Source organism: Pseudomonas sp. R43(2017), assembly GCF_002112345.1.
Lineage (GTDB): Bacteria > Pseudomonadota > Gammaproteobacteria > Pseudomonadales > Pseudomonadaceae > Aquipseudomonas > Aquipseudomonas kribbensis.
In genome coordinates, this window is sequence record NZ_NEHJ01000005.1 from 235,307 (window position 1) to 253,514 (window position 18,208).

Below are 18,208 nucleotides of genomic sequence, written 5' to 3' on the forward strand. Positions count from 1 at the left end.
TATGAGATCAGATGACTCGAAAAAGGTGATATCAGTTTGGTTTTTCTGTCACGTGCAGATGGTAACCTTCGCCCGTTCGTCCGTCCCTCTGCGACTTTTGGTCGCGCTTCAAGGAGCTCCACCCACTAACACGGTCATGCCTGCGTGCATAAAGGCCGGGGGTGAGCAGTGGCTGACGAACACATACTAATAATTGGGGGATACACAATGAGCACGAGCATCACGGCGGACGGCCTCAGCGCCGCCCAGCCTGCGTTCCTGTCCAAGGAACGCATCATCGCCAAGCCCGGTTTCAACCGCTGGCTGGTACCACCGGCCGCTCTGGCCATTCACCTGTGCATCGGCATGGCCTACGGTTTTTCCGTGTTCTGGCTGCCGCTGTCCAAGGCACTGGGCATCACCGCGCCGGTGGCTTGCGCACCGGACATGGGCTTCATCGCACAAGTCTTCTCGTCGCAATGCGACTGGCCGATCTCCATGCTCGGCTGGATCTACACCCTGTTCTTCATCTTCCTCGGCTGCTCGGCAGCGATCTGGGGTGGCTGGCTCGAACACGCCGGGCCACGCAAGGCCGGCGTTGTATCGGCACTGTGCTGGTGCGGCGGTCTGCTGATTTCCGCGCTGGGTATCTATACCCACCAGATCTGGCTGATGTGGATCGGCTCCGGCGTGATCGGCGGTATCGGTCTGGGCCTGGGCTATATCTCGCCGGTCTCGACCCTGATCAAGTGGTTCCCGGACAAGCGCGGCATGGCCACCGGCATGGCGATCATGGGTTTCGGTGGCGGCGCGATGGTCGGTGCTCCACTGGCAACCGCACTGATGAGCCATTTCGCTTCGCCAACCGGCGTGGGCGTATGGCAGAGCTTCGTGGCCATGGCCGCGATCTACTTCGTGTTCATGATTGGTGGTGCACTGGCTTACCGCGTGCCGCCAACCGGCTGGAAGCCTGAAGGCTGGACCGCGCCGGCGAAGAAAGCCTCGAATGCGATGATCACCCACCGTCATGTTCACGTGAATGTGGCGTGGAAAACCCCGCAATTCCGTCTGGTGTGGCTGGTGCTGTGCCTGAACGTGTCCGCCGGTATCGGCATCCTCGGCATGGCTTCGCCACTGTTGCAGGAAGTGTTCGGCGGCAAGCTGCTGGGCAATGATCTGCCGTTCGGTCAGCTCGACGCTGGTCAACTGGCTTCTATCGCTGCGATTGCGGCCGGTTTCACCGGTCTGTTGAGCCTGTTCAACATCGGCGGTCGTTTCTTCTGGGCGTCGTTCTCGGATTACCTGGGCCGCAAGAACACTTACTTCGTGTTCTTCGCGCTGGGTTTCGCGCTGTACGCGCTGATCCCGAACCTCGGTCACTTGGGCAACGTTGCGCTGTTCGTGGCGGCGTTCTGCATCATCCTGTCGATGTACGGCGGTGGTTTTGCGACCGTTCCGGCCTATCTGGCCGACCTGTTCGGCACGCAAATGGTTGGCGCGATCCACGGTCGTCTGCTGACCGCCTGGGCCGCCGCTGGCGTGCTGGGTCCGGTGCTGGTGAACTATCTGCGTGAATATCAGTTGAGCATCGGCGTTGAACGCGCCGCGGCTTACGACATCACGCTGTACATTCTCGCTGGCCTGCTGGTACTGGGTTTCCTGTGCAACCTGCTGGTGCGCCCGGTGGCGGACAAGTACTTCATGACCGACGCCGAACTGGCGGCCGAGCAGGCGCTGGGCCACGACAAGGGTGCTGACAGCAGCACCGTGCTTGAGTGGAAAGCCGCGCCGGGCAGCAAGCCGCTGGCAATCGCTGCGTGGCTGGTGGTCGGGATTCCGTTGGCGTGGGGTGTGTGGGTGACCCTGCAGAAGACGGCGGTTCTGTTTCACTAAGTAGCTGAAATTGCCGGCCTGATGTTTCGGGCTGGCGCTAAAACCTGTGGGAGCGAGCTTGCTCGCGAAGAGGGTAGATCAGTCGACATCACTGTTGGCTGACCCACCGCTTTCGCGAGCAAGCCCGCTCCCACATTTGTTTTCAGGCGGCTTGTAATGGCTTGTATGGACATGTCTACCCGCGACAGCCGGGGCTTCTATCCGTCTGCCATATCACGTCTCGTGTTTCTGTTTCGGCCCCGCGTGCCTATAATGGCTGCCTTTTTCGCCCAATGATTTTGCGGAGCTGGTGATGGCCGAACGTAAGGCGTCTGTCGAGCGCGACACTCTGGAAACCCAGATCAAAGCCTCGATCAACCTTGATGGCACCGGAAAGGCCCGATTCGATATCGGTGTTCCTTTTCTTGAGCACATGCTGGATCAGATCGCCCGTCACGGGTTGATCGACCTGGATATCCAATGCAAGGGCGATCTGCATATCGACGACCACCATACCGTGGAAGACGTCGGTATTACCCTCGGCCAGGCCTTCGCACAAGCCATCGGCGACAAGAAAGGCATCCGTCGCTACGGCCACGCCTACGTGCCGCTCGATGAAGCGCTGTCGCGCGTAGTGATCGACTTCTCCGGCCGTCCGGGCCTGCAGATGCACGTGCCGTACACCCGCGCCACCGTTGGTGGTTTCGATGTCGACCTGTTCCAGGAATTCTTCCAGGGCTTCGTCAACCACGCGCTGGTCAGCCTGCACATCGACAACCTGCGCGGCACCAACACTCACCACCAGATCGAAACCGTGTTCAAGGCTTTCGGCCGCGCGCTGCGCATGGCCGTCGAACTGGATGACCGCATGGCCGGCCAGATGCCTTCGACCAAGGGCGTGCTGTAATGCAGACGGTTGCAGTCATCGATTACGGCATGGGCAACCTGCACTCGGTGGCCAAGGCCCTCGAGCACGTTGGCGCCGGCAAGGTGCTGATCACCAGTGATGCGGACGTGATCCGCGAAGCCGATCGGGTGGTTTTCCCCGGCGTCGGTGCGATTCGCGATTGCATGGCGGAGATCCGTCGCCTCGGTTTCGACTCGCTGGTACGTGAAGTCAGCCAGGATCGCCCGTTCCTCGGCATCTGCGTCGGCATGCAAGCCTTGCTCGACACCAGTGAAGAGAACGACGGCGTCGACTGCATCGGCCTGTTCCCGGGCGCGGTGAAGTTCTTCGGCAAAGACCTGCATGAAGACGGCGAGCACCTGAAAGTCCCGCACATGGGCTGGAACGAAGTGAAGCAGTCGGTGGATCACCCGCTGTGGCACAACATTCCGGACCTGGCGCGTTTCTACTTCGTGCACAGCTACTACATCGCCGCCGGTAACCCGCGGCAGGTGGTCGGCAGCGGTCATTACGGTGTCGATTTCGCCGCAGCGCTGGCCGAAGGTTCGCGTTTCGCCGTGCAGTTCCACCCGGAGAAGAGCCATACCCATGGCCTGCAATTGCTGCAGAACTTCGCGGCGTGGGACGGTCGCTGGTAAATGGCCGCCAAAAAGAAACCGCCGATCCTGACCCTCACGCCCGAGCAGGAAAGCGACGCCAATCGCAAGATCCAGCGGTTCATGGAGGATCGTTTCGAACTGGACCTGGGTTCGTTCGAGGCGGCGGAAATTCTTGAGCTGTTTACCCGCGAAATTGCTCCGCACTATTACAACAGGGCGATTTTCGATGTGCAGACCCACCTCAAGGAGCGGTTTGAAAGCATCGAAAGCGACCTGTGGGCGCTCGAGAAAAACTGATTTCCGAGCCAAGCTGAACATTCAAATTTGAAGGTTTGCCAGATGCTGATTATTCCCGCTATCGATCTCAAAGACGGTGCCTGCGTACGTCTGCGCCAGGGCCGCATGGAAGATTCCACAGTGTTCTCCGATGACCCGGTGAGCATGGCTGCCAAGTGGGTGGAGGGCGGTTGCCGTCGTCTGCATCTGGTCGACCTGAACGGCGCTTTCGAAGGCCAGCCGGTCAACGGCGAAGTGGTGACCGCGATCGCCAAGCGCTACCCGACCCTGCCGATCCAGATCGGCGGCGGCATCCGTTCGCTGGAAACCATCGAGCACTACGTCAAGGCTGGCGTGAGCTACGTGATCATCGGTACCAAAGCGGTGAAGGAGCCGGCGTTCGTTGCCGAAGCCTGCCGCGCATTTCCGGGCAAGATCATCGTCGGCCTCGACGCCAAAGACGGTTTTGTCGCCACCGACGGCTGGGCAGAAATCAGCCAGGTGCAGGTCATCGACCTGGCCAAACAGTTTGAAGCCGACGGCGTGTCCTCGATCGTTTATACCGACATCGCCAAAGACGGCATGATGCAGGGCTGCAACGTACCGTTCACCGCTGCGCTGGCTGCTGCCACCAAGATCCCGGTGATCGCATCCGGTGGCATTCACAACCTGGGTGACATCAAGTCGCTGCTCGACGCCAAGGCACCGGGCATCATCGGCGCCATCACCGGCCGGGCGATCTACGAAGGCACCCTCGACGTCGCCGAAGCGCAAGCTTTCTGCGACTCGTACCAAGGCTGAGGACTGACCATGGCGCTGGCCAAACGCATCATCCCTTGCCTGGACGTGGACAACGGCCGGGTCGTCAAAGGTGTGAAGTTCGAGAACATCCGTGACGCCGGCGACCCGGTGGAAATCGCCCGTCGCTACGACGAGCAGGGTGCCGACGAGATTACCTTTCTCGATATCACCGCCAGCGTCGATGGCCGTGACACCACGCTCCATACTGTCGAGCGCATGGCCAGCCAGGTGTTCATCCCGCTGACCGTCGGCGGCGGCGTGCGCACCGTGCAGGACATCCGCAACCTGCTCAATGCCGGTGCGGACAAGGTGTCGATCAACACCGCTGCCGTGTTCAATCCGGAATTCGTCGGCGAAGCGGCGCAGCATTTCGGCTCGCAATGCATCGTCGTCGCCATCGATGCGAAGAAGGTGTCCGGCCCGGGCGAAACCCCGCGCTGGGAAATCTTCACCCACGGCGGCCGCAAGCCGACCGGCCTCGACGCCGTCGAGTGGGCGAAGAAAATGGAAGGCCTGGGTGCCGGTGAAATCCTCCTGACCAGCATGGATCAGGACGGCATGAAAAACGGTTTCGACCTCGGCGTGACCCGCGCGATCAGCGATGCGCTGGGCATTCCGGTGATCGCTTCCGGTGGCGTCGGCAACCTGCAGCATCTGGCCGACGGCATTCTTGAAGGCCACGCCAGCGCCGTACTGGCGGCGAGTATTTTCCACTTCGGCGAATACACCGTTCAGGAAGCCAAGGCTTACATGGCTAAACGCGGAATCGTAATGCGTTAAACCATACAGGCCAGTGGACAGCATGGCGTACCCGAGGCACTCTTGGGCACGCCATGGATTTCGGTAGCCCGACATGATCAAACGCCTGCTTCTCGCCCTCGCCAGTGCCTCCGTGTTGTTGATCAACACTGGCCACGCCGCAGAAAATCCCGACACCGATCTGGTGCTCCTCACCGAAAACTTCCCGCCGTACAACATGGCGAAGAACGGCAAGAATTTCGCCCAGGACGAAAACATCAACGGCATCGCCACGGACATCGTGCGCGAGATGTTCAAACGTGCCGGCATCACCTACAGCCTGACCCTGCGCTTCCCCTGGGAGCGGGTCTACAAGCTGGCGCTGGAGAATCCCGGTTACGGTGCGTTCGTGATGGCACGTCTGCCGGATCGCGAGACGCTGTTCAAGTGGGTCGGCCCGATCGGCCCGGATGACTGGGTCATGCTGGCCAAGGCCGATAGCAAGATCACCCTCGAAACCCTCAATGACGCACGCAAATACAAGATCGGCGCCTACAAGGGCGATGCGATTGCCGAGACCCTGGCCAAGCAGGGCCTGAAGCCGGTGGTGGTATTGCGCGATCAGGACAACGCCAAAAAGCTTGTGAGCGGCCAGATCGACCTGTGGGCCACCGGCGATCCTGCCGGGCGTTATCTGGCGCGGCAGGATGGCGTGACCGGGCTGAAAACCGTGTTGCGCTTCAACAGCGCCGAACTGTATCTGGCGCTGAACAAGGAAGTGCCGGATGCAACCGTTGCCAGGTTGCAGGCTGCGCTGGATCAAATGCGCAAGGACGGTGTGGTCGACGAGATCATGGGGCGGTATCTGTAACCACCGCTGACTCGGCCGGCAGTTGCGGATCGACCTGAGGTTCCACTGTCGGCTGCTTTGCAGGTTCATTCATCGGTTCAACCGGCAGCCGTTGTTCTGGCTCGGTCTTCGGACCCTGCGCGGGTTCCGGCTCGGACGGGTAGTCAACCAGGTGCAGGCTATCCATATCGGTGTAGCTGAGATGACCTTCCACGGGTGAGCCATCTTCGCGCAGCAGTCGGTAGTCGCTCTGCACCAGATACACGGCGGCAAACCTTTTTTGCGCAACCAGCGCGATCACCTCTGCCTCCGAGGAGTTTGCCCACTCATAAGGGGCCGATTCCGTGTTGCAGAAACTGTCGCCCAGTCTGGCCGAGCAGGCGATGACCGGTTGAGTCGTATTCATTGGCGACGGCCACTGGTTGCCGATATCGATACCGGTGTTGCGGGTGAAGGCGCGCATCATCTCGAATGACTGGGCTCGGCCGGCCCTCCACCTGAATGCCTGGTGCACATCTGTGCTGTTCTTGCCCTGGCCGACGAGCAAGTAGCGGTCGGTTCTTTCCATGCGATAGAACGGTGAATGACGCAGTTGTACAAGACTGGTCATCACCGGATCGCTGACTGCGAACCACGGCAGCCGGACGACTTGCGTGACTTTGGAGGGGAGGAGAGCGGCGGAGGCATCAAGTCCGGTGAGTACCGGGGCGGCCGGTGGTGTGTCGACCTGAAGCGGAATCGGCATCCGCAAGGCGAAGGCCGTCATGGGGGCCTCAGGTTTACTGTAGCCCCTGACGCCGATAAAGGTGCCAGGGGCAAAGAATATCTCCCCGGCAGGTGCGGTCGGGGGCTTGATACTCCAGGTGCTGAAGTCACGGTCGGCTCCGCTGCCCTTGTCGCTCCAGACCAGGGCGTTGGCACTCGAGGCGACCACCAGATCGGCCCGTACGCAGCGAACGGCATTGAAGGAAGGCTTGCTGCTGTCGTTGGAGCAGACCATTCCGAGTGCGACATAACCTTCGGGCGGGATGGGCCGCCAGACGGAGCAGTCACCGTTGGCGCGCGAACCTGAATCACTCCATACCCATTGGTAATCATCAGGCCTGCTCAGTGCCGGCCCCTTGCCGGTTCCGGCATTTTGCGGATCGCCCTCGCGCACGACTGCCATCACCTGCCTGTCGTTGATATTGTCCCGTCCGGAGACAACGAGATCGCCCAGCGGAAAATAGCCGGGCAGCAGGTCGGGAGCCGGTGTCGGGCGCCAGAAACTGCCGGGTTTTGACTTCGAACCGGTGTTGTCCCAGATCCGGTGAAACTCGGTGGTGAAATTGATCAGCAGGTTTTCAACCGCAATGGGTTCCATCTGCCGAACAGATGAGTTGAGAGAGGTTTGGGTGTTCATGATTGATCCCGAATAAAGCGGCCTGAAGTCGCCGCGACGGGTCTCAATATCCGGGTAGGGAGGGGGCTGGCTGCGGTATCTATCTATTGCTTCGTGACCGCTTGTTACCGGTAGATGCCGTCTTTGCCATGGGCCGCCGTGGCGCGATTGCTGCGCACGCTGATCATCTGCCTGATGTCGATCCACTCGATGCCTTGAGCCTTCAACTTCGGCAGCTCCCGCTCCAGCACCGCCAGCGTCTGTGGATAAGGATGGCCGATCATCACCGCCGAACCCTGTTTACGGGCCAGATTGATCGCGGTCTGCAACTGGGTGTAGATCGCCGCCTCGGTGCGCTCGTCATCGAGAAACACGTCCCGCGAAACGCTCGCCAGATCGATTTTCTGCGCCTGTTGCGCAGCGACGGTCTGGGCGCTGGTGCGGCTGTCGACGAAGAACTTGTGGCGGCGTTGCAGCTCCCCCATCAGCCACGCCATCGCCACCGGTTGTGCGGTCATGCGACTGCCCATGTGGTTGTTGATACCGGCGGTGTACGGGACCATTTTGAACGCGGCGTCGAGGCGTTTTTCAAGTTCTTCGATGGGCAGTTCAGGGTGCCAGGCGAACGGGCCGGTGGCCGGGTCCATCGGCATGTGCAGGATCACGATCTTGCCGGCGCGATGGGCCTCGCGGGCGAATTCGGTGGCGTGAGGGGTGTCGGGCATGATTGCCGTGGTCACCGGCCCGGGCAGGGCCAGCACGCGACGATCCCGAGGCAGGTTCTGCCCCAGGTCGTCGATGATCAGTGTCAGGTAGGCTTTTTGCGGTGTCGGTCTGGCAGGCTCTGCGTGAGCAGCACCCGCCAGACAGCACAGCAGGACAAAGACGAAACGCAAAGACATCCTCAACGGCCGGACGTAATGCTCAGGCCTTTGAGCAGGCTCAGGGCCTGGGCCAACTGGTAATCGTCATCCTGCGGCATGGCTTTCGGCTTGCCGCCGGAGCCGGTCGGTTTGTCCGCGCCGCCGTTGCCGTTGCCCAGGTGACCCTGCAGGTCGGCTTCCTTGAAGTAGTCGCCGTCCGCTTCGTTGGTGATCTTGGCCTTGCGCACTTCGATGTCCGGGACGATGCCCTGGGCCTGGATCGAGCGGCCGTTCGGTGTGAAGTACAGCGCGGTGGTGATCTTCAGCGCACGGTCGTTGTTCAGCGGCAGCACGGTCTGCACCGAGCCTTTGCCGAAACTGGTGGTGCCCATGACCACGGCGCGTTTCTGGTCTTGCAGGGCGCCGGCGACGATTTCCGAAGCCGAGGCACTGCCACCGTTGATCAGCACAACCATTGGCACGGCTTCGCTTTCGTCCTTGCCGGTGGCGGAGAAGCGCAGCTCGGAGTTGGCGATCCGGCCTTTGGTGTAGACGATCAGGCCCTTGGTGATGAAGTGGTCGACCACTTCCACCGCTGCCTGCAGCACACCGCCCGGGTTGTTGCGCAGGTCGAGGATGATGCCGTTGAGCTTCTTGCCGTTGTCCTTGCGCAGCTTGGCCAAGGCCTTGGAGACTTCCTCGCCGGTCTTGACCTGGAACTGGGTGATGCGGATCAGGCCGTAACCCGATTCCAGCAGTTGCGCCTTGACGCTCTTCACCTGGATCACCGCACGGGCCAGGGTCACGTCGAACGGCGTGCCACCGTCGCGGACCAGGGTCAGGGTGATTTTCTGACCAATTTTGCCGCGCATCTTGTCCACGGCTTCGGTCATGGTCTGGCCACGGGTCGGTGCGCCGTTGATCTTGACGATGAAGTCACCGGCCTGGATGCCGGCCTTCGATGCTGGCGTATCGTCGATAGGCGACACGACCTTGATGAAACCGTCTTCCGAGCCGACTTCGATGCCCAGGCCACCGAACTCACCGCTGGTGCTTTCCTGCAGTTCGGTGAAGTCTTCCGGGCCGAGGTAGGCCGAGTGCGGGTCGAGGTTGCTCAGCATGCCCTTGATGGCGTTTTCCAGCAGGGTCTTGTCGTCCACCGGTTCGACATAGGCGGCCTTGATCCGGTCCATGACCTCGGCAAAGGTGCGCAGCTCTTCCAGCGGCAACGGGGCCTTGGAAGTCGCGGCAGTGCCTGCCGGGGCGACAGCCGGAGCCGGTTGAGCGGCGAACGCCAGAGGCGCGCCGATCACCAGGGCGATCGTCAGGGCCAGCGAGGTAAGGCGGGACAAATGCAGCATGTCGAACGAACTCCTGAATTAGGCGACGCGCTTATCCTTGCGCGTGACACCATTGCGCCGGATCACTCGGGTGACCCTGCTGACGAATTGCGAAATACAGCGCTGGTGTGTCCTGCCCGCCACTGTTACCGACAGTGGAGATGGACTCACCGGCTTTTACCACGTCACCAGCCGACTTCAGCAGCGTCTGGTTATGACCGTAAAGACTCAGAAAACCGTTGCCGTGGTCGAGGATCACCAGCAGCCCGGCACCGCGCAACCAGTCGGCAAACACCACGCGCCCGCCATGTACGGCGTGCACCTGGCTGCCGGCGGCGGCGCTGATCATCACGCCGTCCCACTTGGTGCGGGCATCGTCGCCACGGGTTTCACCGAAGCGTGCCAGCAGTCGACCATCAACCGGCCATGGAAGTTTTCCCCGAGTGGCAGCAAAAGGGCCGCCAAACGTCTCGCCGCTGCTGGAAACCAGCGCGCCAGGTGTCGGTCTGGCTTTTGGGCGTGGGGCGTCGCTGGTGTCCGAGTCCGCATCGGCGCGGGCCTGGGCCTCACGTAAACGCTTTTTTTCGGCTTCCTGCTGGGCGATCAGCGCTTTCTGCCGCGCTTCTTCTGCCTCACGGGCCTGGCGGGCCAGGGTTTCTTCAATGGTTTTAAGGACTTTAGACAGGTCTGCCTGATCCTGCTCGCGGGCGGCCAGTTTCTGGTCGCGGGCTTTCACGTCGTCATTGAGCTTGGCCAGCACTTGCTGGCGCTCCTTGCGAACCTTGTCGAGGGCGTCACGCTGGGTGTCGAGGTCGCTTTTCTGCACCAGCAACTGGGCTTGCTGCGAGGAAATGTCCTTTTCGACATTGGCCAGCTGGCGCAGGGTTTCGTTGAAGTTCTTCAGCTGCTCCAGGCGGGCCTGGCTCAGATAGTCGTAATAGGTGAGGGTGCGGGCGAATTTCTCGGGATTCTGCTGGTTGAGCAGCAGCTTGAGGTATTCCTGCCGGCCGTTCTGATAGGCCGCGCGGGCCTGGATGGCGATCAGTCGCTGCTGTTCAGTGCGCGCGCTCTGGAGTTTTTTTTTCTCCGCATCGAGCCGCTGCAGCTCGGATTCGCTCTTTTTCAGCTCTTTTTGCAGGGCATCGACCTGCTTTTCGAGCTTGCCCATCTCGGTTTCGGTGCCCTTGAGCTCCTTTTGCACCCCGGACTTTTCTTCCTGGAGTTTGCCCAGCAGTTTTTTCAGCTCGGCGATGTCCTGACGCGTGGCGTCCAACTGCTGTTGGGTTTGCGCACGCTCGTCAGCGAAGGCCGGTTGGAGCAGGCATGTCAGAGCGAGGGCGATCAGGACGCGAAGCATAGGGGCGGGCGGCACCAGGGTAAGGGACGGCCTAGTATGCCCGCCCCACGCGGCAAAAAAAACGCCCAATTGGGACTGTGTGATAACTGGGGCAAGCGACAGAGCGAATTCCATTTCGAAAACCCTATAAACCACTGTGGGAGCGACGGTGCGACGATTCGACTTGCTCGCGATGGCGTCTGAGCATTCAACATAGTTGTTGGCTGTCAGATTGCTATCGCTGGCAAGCCAGCTCCCACAGGTTTTGCAGTGTTTCGACGGGCGATTACACCAGAATCGAAGTGCCAGTCATTTCCGCCGGTTTTTCCAGGCCCAGCAGTTTGAGCATGGTCGGCGCCACGTCTGCCAGTACGCCGCCTTCACGGACCTTGAGGTCGCGCTTGCCGACGTAGATGAACGGCACCGGTTCGGTGGTGTGCGCGGTATGCGCCTGGCCGGTGGCTTCGTCGGCCATTTGCTCGACGTTGCCGTGGTCGGCGGTGATCAGGGCTTCGCCGCCAACCTTTTCCAGAGCTTCGACGATCCGACCGACGCAGGTATCCAGGCATTCCACGGCTTTAACCGCTGCTTCGAACACGCCGCTGTGGCCGACCATGTCGCCGTTGGCGTAGTTGACCACGATCACGTCGTAGCGCTGATTCTCGATGGCCTCGACGATGCGGTCGGTGACTTCCGGCGCGCTCATTTCCGGCTGCAGGTCGTAGGTGGCGACTTTCGGCGACGGGATCAGAATGCGCTCTTCGCCCGGGAACGGTTCTTCGCGGCCCCCGGAGAAGAAGAAGGTCACGTGGGCGTATTTCTCGGTTTCGGCGATGCGCAGCTGGGTCTTGCCGTTTTTCGCCAGGTAGTCGCCGAGCACGTTTTCCAGGCTGCCCGGTGCGAAGGCTGCGGGGGCCGGGATGCTGGCGGCGTACTGGGTCAGGCCGACGTACTGCACTTTTGGCTGGCGTGCGCGCTCGAATTCCTTGAAACCGTCCTCGACAAACACACGGCTCAGCTCGCGGGCACGGTCGGCGCGGAAGTTCATGAACACCACGGCGTCGCCGTCTTCGACCTTCACTGGCTCACCGATGCTGGTGGCTTTGACGAACTCGTCGCTCTCGCCACGGGCGTAAGCGGCTTCCAGGCCTTCCTGGGCGGTGGCGGCGTTGAATTCGCCTTTGCCATCAACGATCAGGTTGTAGGCCTGAGACACGCGATCCCAACGGTTGTCGCGGTCCATGGCGTAGTAGCGGCCGATGAGGCTGGCGATGCGACCCTTGCCGAGGGCCTGGAAGGTCGCGTCGAGCAGTTCGATCGACGACGCGGCGCTTTTCGGCGGCGTGTCGCGGCCATCGAGGAAGGCGTGCAGGTAGATTTTTTCGGCGCCGCGCTTGAAGGCCAGCTTGGCCATGGCGATCAGGTGATCCTGGTGGCTATGAACGCCGCCGTCCGACAGCAGGCCCATGAAATGCACGGCCTTGCCGGCGGTCACGGCTTTATCCACAGCGGCGCAGATAGTCGGGTTCTCAAAGAACTCGCCGTCGCGGATCGCCTTGGTTACCCGAGTAAAGTCCTGATACACCACGCGGCCGGCGCCCAGGTTCATATGGCCGACTTCGGAGTTGCCCATCTGGCCGTCCGGCAGGCCGACGTCCATGCCGCTGCCCGAGATCAGGCCGTTCGGCACGGTGGCCCACAGGCGATCCAGCACAGGCTTTTTGGCCGCGAAGACGGCGTTGGATTCGGGGCTGTCGCTGTGACCGAAGCCGTCGAGAATCATCAGGACCAAAGGTTTAGGCGTGGTAGTCATGGAATCCACTCGTGGCTAATAAAGAAGAGGGCGATGGAAAAGGGAGTTGGAGTTTAAAGCGAAGTTCCTGCGGCGTCACCGCCGGACGGGGTTTGGCCGACCATAGTGGCTGTGTATACTGGCCGACATTTTAACGCCCTGGAACCTCCTTCGATGGTTGCTCACCTGATTGAATTTGCCACTAACCACTACATTCTTGTCGGTATCTTCGTCGTACTGCTGGCTTTGCTGCTGGCGCATACGGTGCAGGGCGGCGGTAAAAGCCTGAGCACGGGCGAGCTGACCGCACTGGTCAACAAGGAAGCCGGCGTGGTGGTGGACATCCGTCCGAGCAAGGAATACGCCGCCGGTCACATCGTTGGCGCGGTGAACATTCCCCAGGACAAACTGGCCGCCCGCATCGGCGAGCTGGAAAAGCACAAGGCCAAGACCATCATTCTGGTCGACGCCCTGGGCCAGACTGCCGGCACCCACGCCCGCGAGCTGATGAAATCCGGCTTCACCGCCGCCAAGCTGTCCGGCGGGATCTCCAGCTGGAAAGGCGACAACCTGCCGCTGGTGAAGTGATATGAGCGAAGTCATCGTCTACTCCAGCGATTACTGCCCTTACTGCTCGCGCGCCAAGTACCTGCTCGCGAACAAAGGCGTGGCCTTCGAAGAGATCAAGGTCGATGGCAAGCCGCAAGTGCGCGCCGCCATGGCCCAGAAAGCCGGACGCACGTCCGTGCCGCAGATCTGGATCGGCGACACCCACGTCGGCGGATGTGACGATTTGTACGCCCTGGAGCGCGCCGGTAAGCTCGACGCGCTGCTCAAGGCCTGAACTGCTGCACCTCACCAAGAACCCAAAAGACCCAAGATCAGAAAGGATCTGAGATGACTGACCAACAGAACACTGCAGCCAGCGAAGAAGAAACCGCACCGCAATTCTCCTTGCAGCGCATCTATGTACGCGACCTGTCCTTCGAAGCTCCGAAAAGCCCGGCGATCTTTCGCCAGCAGTGGGACCCGACCGTCGGTCTGGATCTGAACACCCGTCAGAAAGCGCTGGAAGGCGATTTCTACGAAGTCGTGCTGACCCTGTCCGTGACCGTGAAAAACGGTGAAGAAGTCGCCTTCATCGCTGAAGTGCAACAGGCCGGCATCTTCCTGATCAAGAACCTGGACGCGGCTTCGATGAGCCACACTCTGGGTGCGTTCTGCCCGAACATCCTGTTCCCGTACGCTCGCGAAACCCTGGACAGCCTGGTGACCCGTGGTTCGTTCCCGGCCCTGATGCTGGCCCCGGTGAACTTCGACGCCCTGTACGCGCAAGAGCTGCAGCGCATGCAGGAAGCCGGCGAGACTCCGACCGTTCAGTAAGCGGTCGATGCAACAACGAAAAAAGCGCCGTTACAGGCGCTTTTTTCATGGGCGGTGATCGTTACTTGAAGCCGTTCTGCCGCCACGCTTCGTACACGGCCACTGCCACGGTGTTGGACAGGTTCAGGCTGCGGCAACCTTCACGCATCGGCAGACGCAGGCGCTGTTCGGCAGGCAGCGCGTCCAGCACTTCCGGCGGCAGGCCACGGCTTTCCGGGCCGAAGATGAAGGCATCGCCCGGGACGAACGCGGCATCGTGAAACGGTCGCGAACCCTTGGTGGTGAAGGCGAACAGCCGTGGGTTGCCGAGACTTTCCAGGCAGCTGGCGAGGTCGGCGTGGCGCTGCAGCGTGGCGTACTCGTGGTAGTCGAGACCGGCGCGACGCAGGCGCTTGTCGTCCATTTCGAAGCCCAGCGGTTCGATCAAATGCAGGTGGCAGCCGCTGTTGGCGCACAGCCTGATAACGTTACCGGTGTTCGGTGGAATTTCCGGTTGAAAAAGGATGACGTGAAACATGCACGGCTCCGAAGGTAAAGATGACGCGCATTCTACGCCGCCAGCCGACCCGCGTTCGAAACTATTCCCGCGAGTCATGGGATCGCTGGCGATTTTCGGTCTGATGGTCGGGATGATGATCGGCCGTTTGACCACGCCTGACCCGAGCGTCCTGCAGCAGGTCGAGGTGATCGATGGCGGTCTGGCGGTCTGGTTCAACAATGAGCCGAAGCTGCATGGCGAAATCGTCGATGGCACGCTCGCCCTGTTGTTTCAGGCCGAGGGCAAGGCACAAAAGGGTCAGTTGAAGCTCAACGGCAAGGACGTGAACTGGCGGACTCGGTTGAGTGACGGCGGGTTGCTGCTGACGGTGCTGGCGGCGCGGCCGCTGCAAGGGGAGTGGGCCGGCCAGGCGGTCGATGACCGCTGGCGGCTGGAGATACGTATCCGGGAGCAATAAAAGAGGGAATCCCCGGCCTGCCTGTACCAAGGTTCCCGAAACGGGCGGGCTCATCGCATGGCGTGCTGAGCCGGTGTAAAGAAGGAACCCCTGACCTGCCTGTATCAAGGGCCCCAAAAGGGTGGGCTTGATGAGCCCGGTGTAAAGAGGGGAATCCCCGGCCTGCCTGTACCAAGGCCCCCGAAAGGGTGGGTGAATCGAATCACCTGAAAGGGTTGTTGCAGGGGGCGTGCCAGTTTTTATCGTTTTGAAACAAAAAAGCCCGACACAATGACGAAGGCCCCGTAATACGGGGCCTTCGTCTTTTCATCGGCTGGTTTTTTCGGCGTGTTGCGACATAAGCTCAAGCCCGCGACCGTGCCCGATTACGGGTCACGGTGCCTTGCGGCGGTGCAGGCCTGCACTGAATTTCAGCCTTCATCACCCTCATCGTCATCCCCGCCATCGACCTTCATGCCGAGCTCCTTGATCTTGCGGGTCAGGGTATTGCGGCCCCAGCCCAGCAGCACAGCTGCGTCACGGCGGCGCCCGGCAGTGTGTTTCAACGCCGTCTCGATCATGATCCGCTCGAACGCCGGCACCGCGCTGTCGAGCAGGCTCGACTGGCCACGGGCCAAGGCCTGGTCGGCCCACTGGCGCAGCGCCTGCTCCCAGTTGGTCACCGGTGCAGAATCCTGCGGCAGGCTCAGCAGCTCCGGCGGCAGGTCGCCGATGTGCACTTCACGCCCGGACGCCATCACCGTAATCCAGCGGCAGGTGTTTTCCAGCTGCCGCACGTTGCCCGGCCATGGCAGGTTTTTCAGGTATTCCTCGGTCTCGCTTTTCAGCAGCTTCGGCTCCACCGCCAGTTCCTGCGCGGCACGGCTGAGGAAGTGCTTGGCGAGGGTAGGGATGTCTTCGCGACGGTCCGACAGGCGCGGAATATGGATGCGGATCACGTTGAGGCGGTGGAACAAGTCCTCACGGAATTTCCCGGCGTGAACCAGGGTTTCCAGATTCTGGTGAGTCGCCGCGATGATCCGTACATCAACCTTGACCGGCACATGCCCGCCAACGCGATAGAACTCGCCGTCGGCCAGCACCCGCAGCAGTCGGGTCTGGGTATCTGCCGGCATGTCGCCGATTTCATCGAGGAACAGCGTGCCGCCGTCGGCCTGTTCGAAACGTCCGCGCCGCAGGTTGGCCGCTCCGGTGAACGCGCCTTTCTCGTGGCCGAACAGCTCGGATTCCATCAGGTCCTTCGGAATCGCCGCCATGTTCAGCGCAATGAACGGCGAGGCCGCGCGCGGGCTGTGGCGGTGCAGGGCGTGAGCCACCAGTTCTTTACCGGTGCCAGATTCGCCGTTGATCAGCACGGTGATGTTGGAGTGGCTCAGGCGCCCGATGGCGCGAAACACTTCCTGCATCGCCGGCGCTTCGCCGATGATTTCCGGGGTGCGGGTCAGGGCGGGCACCACTTCCAGGCCTTGCTGCTCCTGGGCGTGCTGGTTGGCGCGCTTGACCAGCGACACCGCTTCGTCGACGTCGAACGGCTTGGGCAGGTATTCGAAAGCGCCGCCCTGATAGGAGGCGACAGCGCTGTCCAGATCGGAGTGTGCGGTCATGATGATGACCGGCAGTCGTGGGTGCTGCTCGCGAATCCGCGCCAGAAGATCCAGACCGCTGGCACCCGGCATGCGGATGTCGGAGATGATCACGTCCGGCTGCTGGCGGGCCAGGCGGCTCATCACGCCATCGGCACTGTCGAAGCTCTGGGTGGTCATGCCTTCCTGTTGCAGGGCTTTTTCCAGGACCCAGCGGATAGAACGGTCGTCATCGACGATCCACACGGTTTCACTACGGCTCATGTCGATGTGGCTCCTTGTTCCAGTGGCAGAAAGATCGAGAAGGTGGTGTGGCCTGGATGGCTGTCACACTCGATCAGGCCCTGGTGCTGGCTGATGATGTTCTGGGTGATGGCCAGGCCGAGTCCGGTACCGTCCGGACGTCCGCTGACCATGGGAAAGAAAATGGTTTCCTGGAGTTCCGCCGGGATCCCCGGGCCGTTGTCGATGATCTCGATCTTGGTCACCAGACGATGGCGGATATGGCCGATGGTGAACTGGCGCATGGCGCGGGTGCGCAGGCTGATGCGGCCCAGACGCAGCTCGTTCTGGCTGCTGATCGCCTGCATCGCGTTGCGCACGATGTTCAGCACCGCCTGAATCATTTGCTCGCGGTCGATCAGCACGTCCGGAATGCTCGGGTCGTAATCGCGCACCAGCGTGATGCAGCCCTGGCTTTCGGCCTCGACCAACTGGCAGACGCGCTCCAGCACTTCGTGGACGTTGCACAGCGCAAGCGACGGCAGTTTGTTCGAGCCGAGCATGCGGTCGACCAGATTGCGCAGGCGGTCGGCCTCTTCAATGATCACGTTGGTGTAGTCGCGCAGGCTGTCTTCCGGCAGTTCCCGGGCCAGCAATTGCGCGGCGCCACGGATGCCGCCCAACGGGTTCTTGATCTCGTGGGCGAGGCCGCGCACAAGCATCTTGCTGGTTTCCTGCTTCGACAACTGCGCCTCTTCCTTGGTGATCCGCAGCAGGCGATCGCGAGGGTGAACCTCCAGCAACAGCAGGGTCGCGCCGCTGCTCAGGATCGGTGTCACCGCGTAGTCCACGGTCAGGGTCTGGCCGGTGAGGGCGGTGAGCATCGCTTCGCGCTTGGTGAACGGGTGCGCCTGTTCCACCGCCTGGCGCAACGAATTGAGCGCCTCGGTGGATTCGGTGAACAGCTCGCTGATGAACTGGCCATGGCTGCGCTGACCGCTGATGGCCAGCAGCATCTCCGCCGCCGGGTTCATGTACTCGAGGCGCAATTCGGCGTCGAGCAGGATGGTGGCGGTGGTCAGGTTGTCGAGCAGCAATCGGTGGAGTGCGTCGCTTATGGTCATCAGGACCTCTTTTGGAGCAAGGCGTGCGCGAGAAACGAAGCGCCGGTGCGAGGAAAATGCAAAAACCAAACCAAGGCTCCGAAAAGAAGCGTTCATCCCCTGAAACGGGCGTTTGACGCTCGTTTGCGTGGCGATCAGCCGGCCCTGGCGGGTACTTTCGAACCAAAATGGGTTGGATTGTGGGTACGGTGCAGACTGTTGCACCA

General features: G+C 61.4%; 19 protein-coding genes. 11 read left to right on the top strand and 8 right to left on the bottom strand.

All coding sequences use genetic code 11. From position 1 onward, the window contains the following. Positions 1–207: 207 nt before the first annotated feature. The 7 genes from CAG02_RS15970 to CAG02_RS16000 all read left to right on the top strand — a co-directional run bounded on the left by CAG02_RS15970 (position 208) and on the right by CAG02_RS16000 (position 6,043). Positions 208–1,872 carry an OFA family MFS transporter gene (locus CAG02_RS15970; protein ID WP_085712763.1) on the top strand — a complete coding sequence of 555 codons (1,665 nt, stop codon included), beginning with the start codon at positions 208–210 and terminating at the stop codon, positions 1,870–1,872. Between the two features lie 292 nt (positions 1,873–2,164). Continuing rightward, positions 2,165–2,758 (top strand): imidazoleglycerol-phosphate dehydratase HisB, encoded by a 594-nt coding sequence (hisB, locus tag CAG02_RS15975; protein WP_085712764.1) that lies wholly within the window; start codon positions 2,165–2,167, stop codon positions 2,756–2,758. Beyond that, entirely contained in the window at positions 2,758–3,396 is a 639-nt protein-coding gene (gene hisH / locus CAG02_RS15980; RefSeq protein WP_085712765.1) for an imidazole glycerol phosphate synthase subunit HisH, read from the top strand. Before hisB ends, hisH begins: the two co-directional genes overlap by 1 nt. Next, positions 3,397–3,654, top strand: a complete 258-nt coding sequence (locus CAG02_RS15985) for a DUF2164 domain-containing protein (RefSeq protein ID WP_085712766.1) — start codon at positions 3,397–3,399, stop codon at positions 3,652–3,654. It abuts the gene before it with no gap. Positions 3,655–3,696: 42 nt separating this feature from the next. Further along, complete coding sequence (gene hisA, locus CAG02_RS15990) at positions 3,697–4,434, top strand: 1-(5-phosphoribosyl)-5-[(5-phosphoribosylamino)methylideneamino]imidazole-4-carboxamide isomerase (protein WP_085712767.1); 738 nt, start codon at positions 3,697–3,699, stop codon at positions 4,432–4,434. Positions 4,435–4,443: 9 nt separating this feature from the next. Continuing rightward, positions 4,444–5,214: an imidazole glycerol phosphate synthase subunit HisF gene (hisF, locus tag CAG02_RS15995; RefSeq protein ID WP_007909211.1), complete on the top strand. Its 771-nt coding sequence runs from the start codon at positions 4,444–4,446 to the stop codon at positions 5,212–5,214. Positions 5,215–5,287: 73 nt separating this feature from the next. Beyond that, positions 5,288–6,043: an ABC transporter substrate-binding protein gene (locus CAG02_RS16000; RefSeq protein ID WP_085712768.1), complete on the top strand. Its 756-nt coding sequence runs from the start codon at positions 5,288–5,290 to the stop codon at positions 6,041–6,043. Here the strand turns inward: CAG02_RS16000 and CAG02_RS16005 are convergent. From CAG02_RS16005 to gpmI, 5 genes are all read right to left on the bottom strand, one after another. Beyond that, entirely contained in the window at positions 6,024–7,424 is a 1,401-nt protein-coding gene (locus tag CAG02_RS16005) for a Vps62-related protein (protein ID WP_085712769.1), read from the bottom strand. The genes CAG02_RS16000 and CAG02_RS16005 overlap by 20 nt on opposite strands. A gap of 104 nt (positions 7,425–7,528) precedes the next feature. After that, positions 7,529–8,305, bottom strand: coding sequence for a divergent polysaccharide deacetylase family protein (locus CAG02_RS16010; RefSeq protein WP_085712770.1), 777 nt, complete (start codon positions 8,303–8,305; stop codon positions 7,529–7,531). A gap of 2 nt (positions 8,306–8,307) precedes the next feature. Beyond that, complete coding sequence (locus CAG02_RS16015) at positions 8,308–9,627, bottom strand: S41 family peptidase (protein ID WP_085712771.1); 1,320 nt, start codon at positions 9,625–9,627, stop codon at positions 8,308–8,310. Positions 9,628–9,658: 31 nt separating this feature from the next. Next, on the bottom strand, positions 9,659–10,963 hold the full coding sequence (locus CAG02_RS16020; RefSeq protein WP_085712772.1) for a murein hydrolase activator EnvC: 1,305 nt from the start codon (positions 10,961–10,963) through the stop codon (positions 9,659–9,661). Positions 10,964–11,228: 265 nt separating this feature from the next. After that, positions 11,229–12,755, bottom strand: coding sequence for a 2,3-bisphosphoglycerate-independent phosphoglycerate mutase (gpmI, locus tag CAG02_RS16025; RefSeq protein WP_085712773.1), 1,527 nt, complete (start codon positions 12,753–12,755; stop codon positions 11,229–11,231). A 153-nt stretch (positions 12,756–12,908) separates the two neighbouring features. Between gpmI and CAG02_RS16030 the strand changes: the two genes are divergently transcribed. The 3 genes from CAG02_RS16030 to secB are packed head-to-tail and all read left to right on the top strand — an operon-like array spanning position 12,909 to position 14,117. After that, on the top strand, positions 12,909–13,322 hold the full coding sequence (locus CAG02_RS16030; protein ID WP_085712774.1) for a rhodanese-like domain-containing protein: 414 nt from the start codon (positions 12,909–12,911) through the stop codon (positions 13,320–13,322). A gap of 1 nt (position 13,323) precedes the next feature. Beyond that, positions 13,324–13,578: a glutaredoxin 3 gene (grxC, locus tag CAG02_RS16035; protein WP_085712775.1), complete on the top strand. Its 255-nt coding sequence runs from the start codon at positions 13,324–13,326 to the stop codon at positions 13,576–13,578. Positions 13,579–13,631: 53 nt separating this feature from the next. Next, on the top strand, positions 13,632–14,117 hold the full coding sequence (gene secB, locus CAG02_RS16040) for a protein-export chaperone SecB (RefSeq protein ID WP_085712776.1): 486 nt from the start codon (positions 13,632–13,634) through the stop codon (positions 14,115–14,117). 61 nt (positions 14,118–14,178) lie between these two features. On the opposite strand, the gene CAG02_RS16045 is transcribed toward secB, so the two are convergent. After that, complete coding sequence (locus tag CAG02_RS16045; RefSeq protein WP_083367278.1) at positions 14,179–14,634, bottom strand: tRNA (cytidine(34)-2'-O)-methyltransferase; 456 nt, start codon at positions 14,632–14,634, stop codon at positions 14,179–14,181. Between CAG02_RS16045 and CAG02_RS16050 the strand changes: the two genes are divergently transcribed. Then, positions 14,633–15,073 carry a hypothetical protein gene (locus tag CAG02_RS16050; protein WP_085712777.1) on the top strand — a complete coding sequence of 147 codons (441 nt, stop codon included), beginning with the start codon at positions 14,633–14,635 and terminating at the stop codon, positions 15,071–15,073. The two genes, CAG02_RS16045 and CAG02_RS16050, sit on opposite strands and share 2 nt — an antisense overlap. Before the next feature lie 410 nt (positions 15,074–15,483). On the opposite strand, the gene ntrC is transcribed toward CAG02_RS16050, so the two are convergent. After that, on the bottom strand, positions 15,484–16,920 hold the full coding sequence (gene ntrC, locus CAG02_RS16055; RefSeq protein ID WP_085712778.1) for a nitrogen regulation protein NR(I): 1,437 nt from the start codon (positions 16,918–16,920) through the stop codon (positions 15,484–15,486). Beyond that, positions 16,917–18,002: a nitrogen regulation protein NR(II) gene (gene glnL, locus CAG02_RS16060; RefSeq protein WP_085712779.1), complete on the bottom strand. Its 1,086-nt coding sequence runs from the start codon at positions 18,000–18,002 to the stop codon at positions 16,917–16,919. The genes ntrC and glnL overlap by 4 nt, the downstream gene beginning before the upstream one ends. Between the last annotated feature and the right edge of the window lie 206 nt (positions 18,003–18,208).

Excerpts from the sequence above, each read along its gene's own strand:
- hisB (WP_085712764.1), top strand. The coding sequence starts at position 2,165 with ATGGCCGAACGTAAGGCGTCTGTCGAGCGCGACACTCTGGAAACCCAG.
- CAG02_RS16030 (WP_085712774.1), top strand. The coding sequence starts at position 12,909 with ATGGTTGCTCACCTGATTGAATTTGCCACTAACCACTACATTCTTGTC.
- gpmI (WP_085712773.1), bottom strand. The coding sequence starts at position 12,755 with ATGACTACCACGCCTAAACCTTTGGTCCTGATGATTCTCGACGGCTTC.
- hisH (WP_085712765.1), top strand. The coding sequence starts at position 2,758 with ATGCAGACGGTTGCAGTCATCGATTACGGCATGGGCAACCTGCACTCG.
- CAG02_RS15970 (WP_085712763.1), top strand. The coding sequence starts at position 208 with ATGAGCACGAGCATCACGGCGGACGGCCTCAGCGCCGCCCAGCCTGCG.
- CAG02_RS16015 (WP_085712771.1), bottom strand. The coding sequence starts at position 9,627 with ATGCTGCATTTGTCCCGCCTTACCTCGCTGGCCCTGACGATCGCCCTG.
- CAG02_RS16005 (WP_085712769.1), bottom strand. The coding sequence starts at position 7,424 with ATGAACACCCAAACCTCTCTCAACTCATCTGTTCGGCAGATGGAACCC.
- secB (WP_085712776.1), top strand. The coding sequence starts at position 13,632 with ATGACTGACCAACAGAACACTGCAGCCAGCGAAGAAGAAACCGCACCG.
- CAG02_RS16020 (WP_085712772.1), bottom strand. The coding sequence starts at position 10,963 with ATGCTTCGCGTCCTGATCGCCCTCGCTCTGACATGCCTGCTCCAACCG.
- hisA (WP_085712767.1), top strand. The coding sequence starts at position 3,697 with ATGCTGATTATTCCCGCTATCGATCTCAAAGACGGTGCCTGCGTACGT.
- CAG02_RS16000 (WP_085712768.1), top strand. The coding sequence starts at position 5,288 with ATGATCAAACGCCTGCTTCTCGCCCTCGCCAGTGCCTCCGTGTTGTTG.
- CAG02_RS15985 (WP_085712766.1), top strand. The coding sequence starts at position 3,397 with ATGGCCGCCAAAAAGAAACCGCCGATCCTGACCCTCACGCCCGAGCAG.
- CAG02_RS16050 (WP_085712777.1), top strand. The coding sequence starts at position 14,633 with ATGCACGGCTCCGAAGGTAAAGATGACGCGCATTCTACGCCGCCAGCC.
- ntrC (WP_085712778.1), bottom strand. The coding sequence starts at position 16,920 with ATGAGCCGTAGTGAAACCGTGTGGATCGTCGATGACGACCGTTCTATC.
- CAG02_RS16045 (WP_083367278.1), bottom strand. The coding sequence starts at position 14,634 with ATGTTTCACGTCATCCTTTTTCAACCGGAAATTCCACCGAACACCGGT.
- hisF (WP_007909211.1), top strand. The coding sequence starts at position 4,444 with ATGGCGCTGGCCAAACGCATCATCCCTTGCCTGGACGTGGACAACGGC.
- CAG02_RS16010 (WP_085712770.1), bottom strand. The coding sequence starts at position 8,305 with ATGTCTTTGCGTTTCGTCTTTGTCCTGCTGTGCTGTCTGGCGGGTGCT.
- glnL (WP_085712779.1), bottom strand. The coding sequence starts at position 18,002 with ATGACCATAAGCGACGCACTCCACCGATTGCTGCTCGACAACCTGACC.
- grxC (WP_085712775.1), top strand. The coding sequence starts at position 13,324 with ATGAGCGAAGTCATCGTCTACTCCAGCGATTACTGCCCTTACTGCTCG.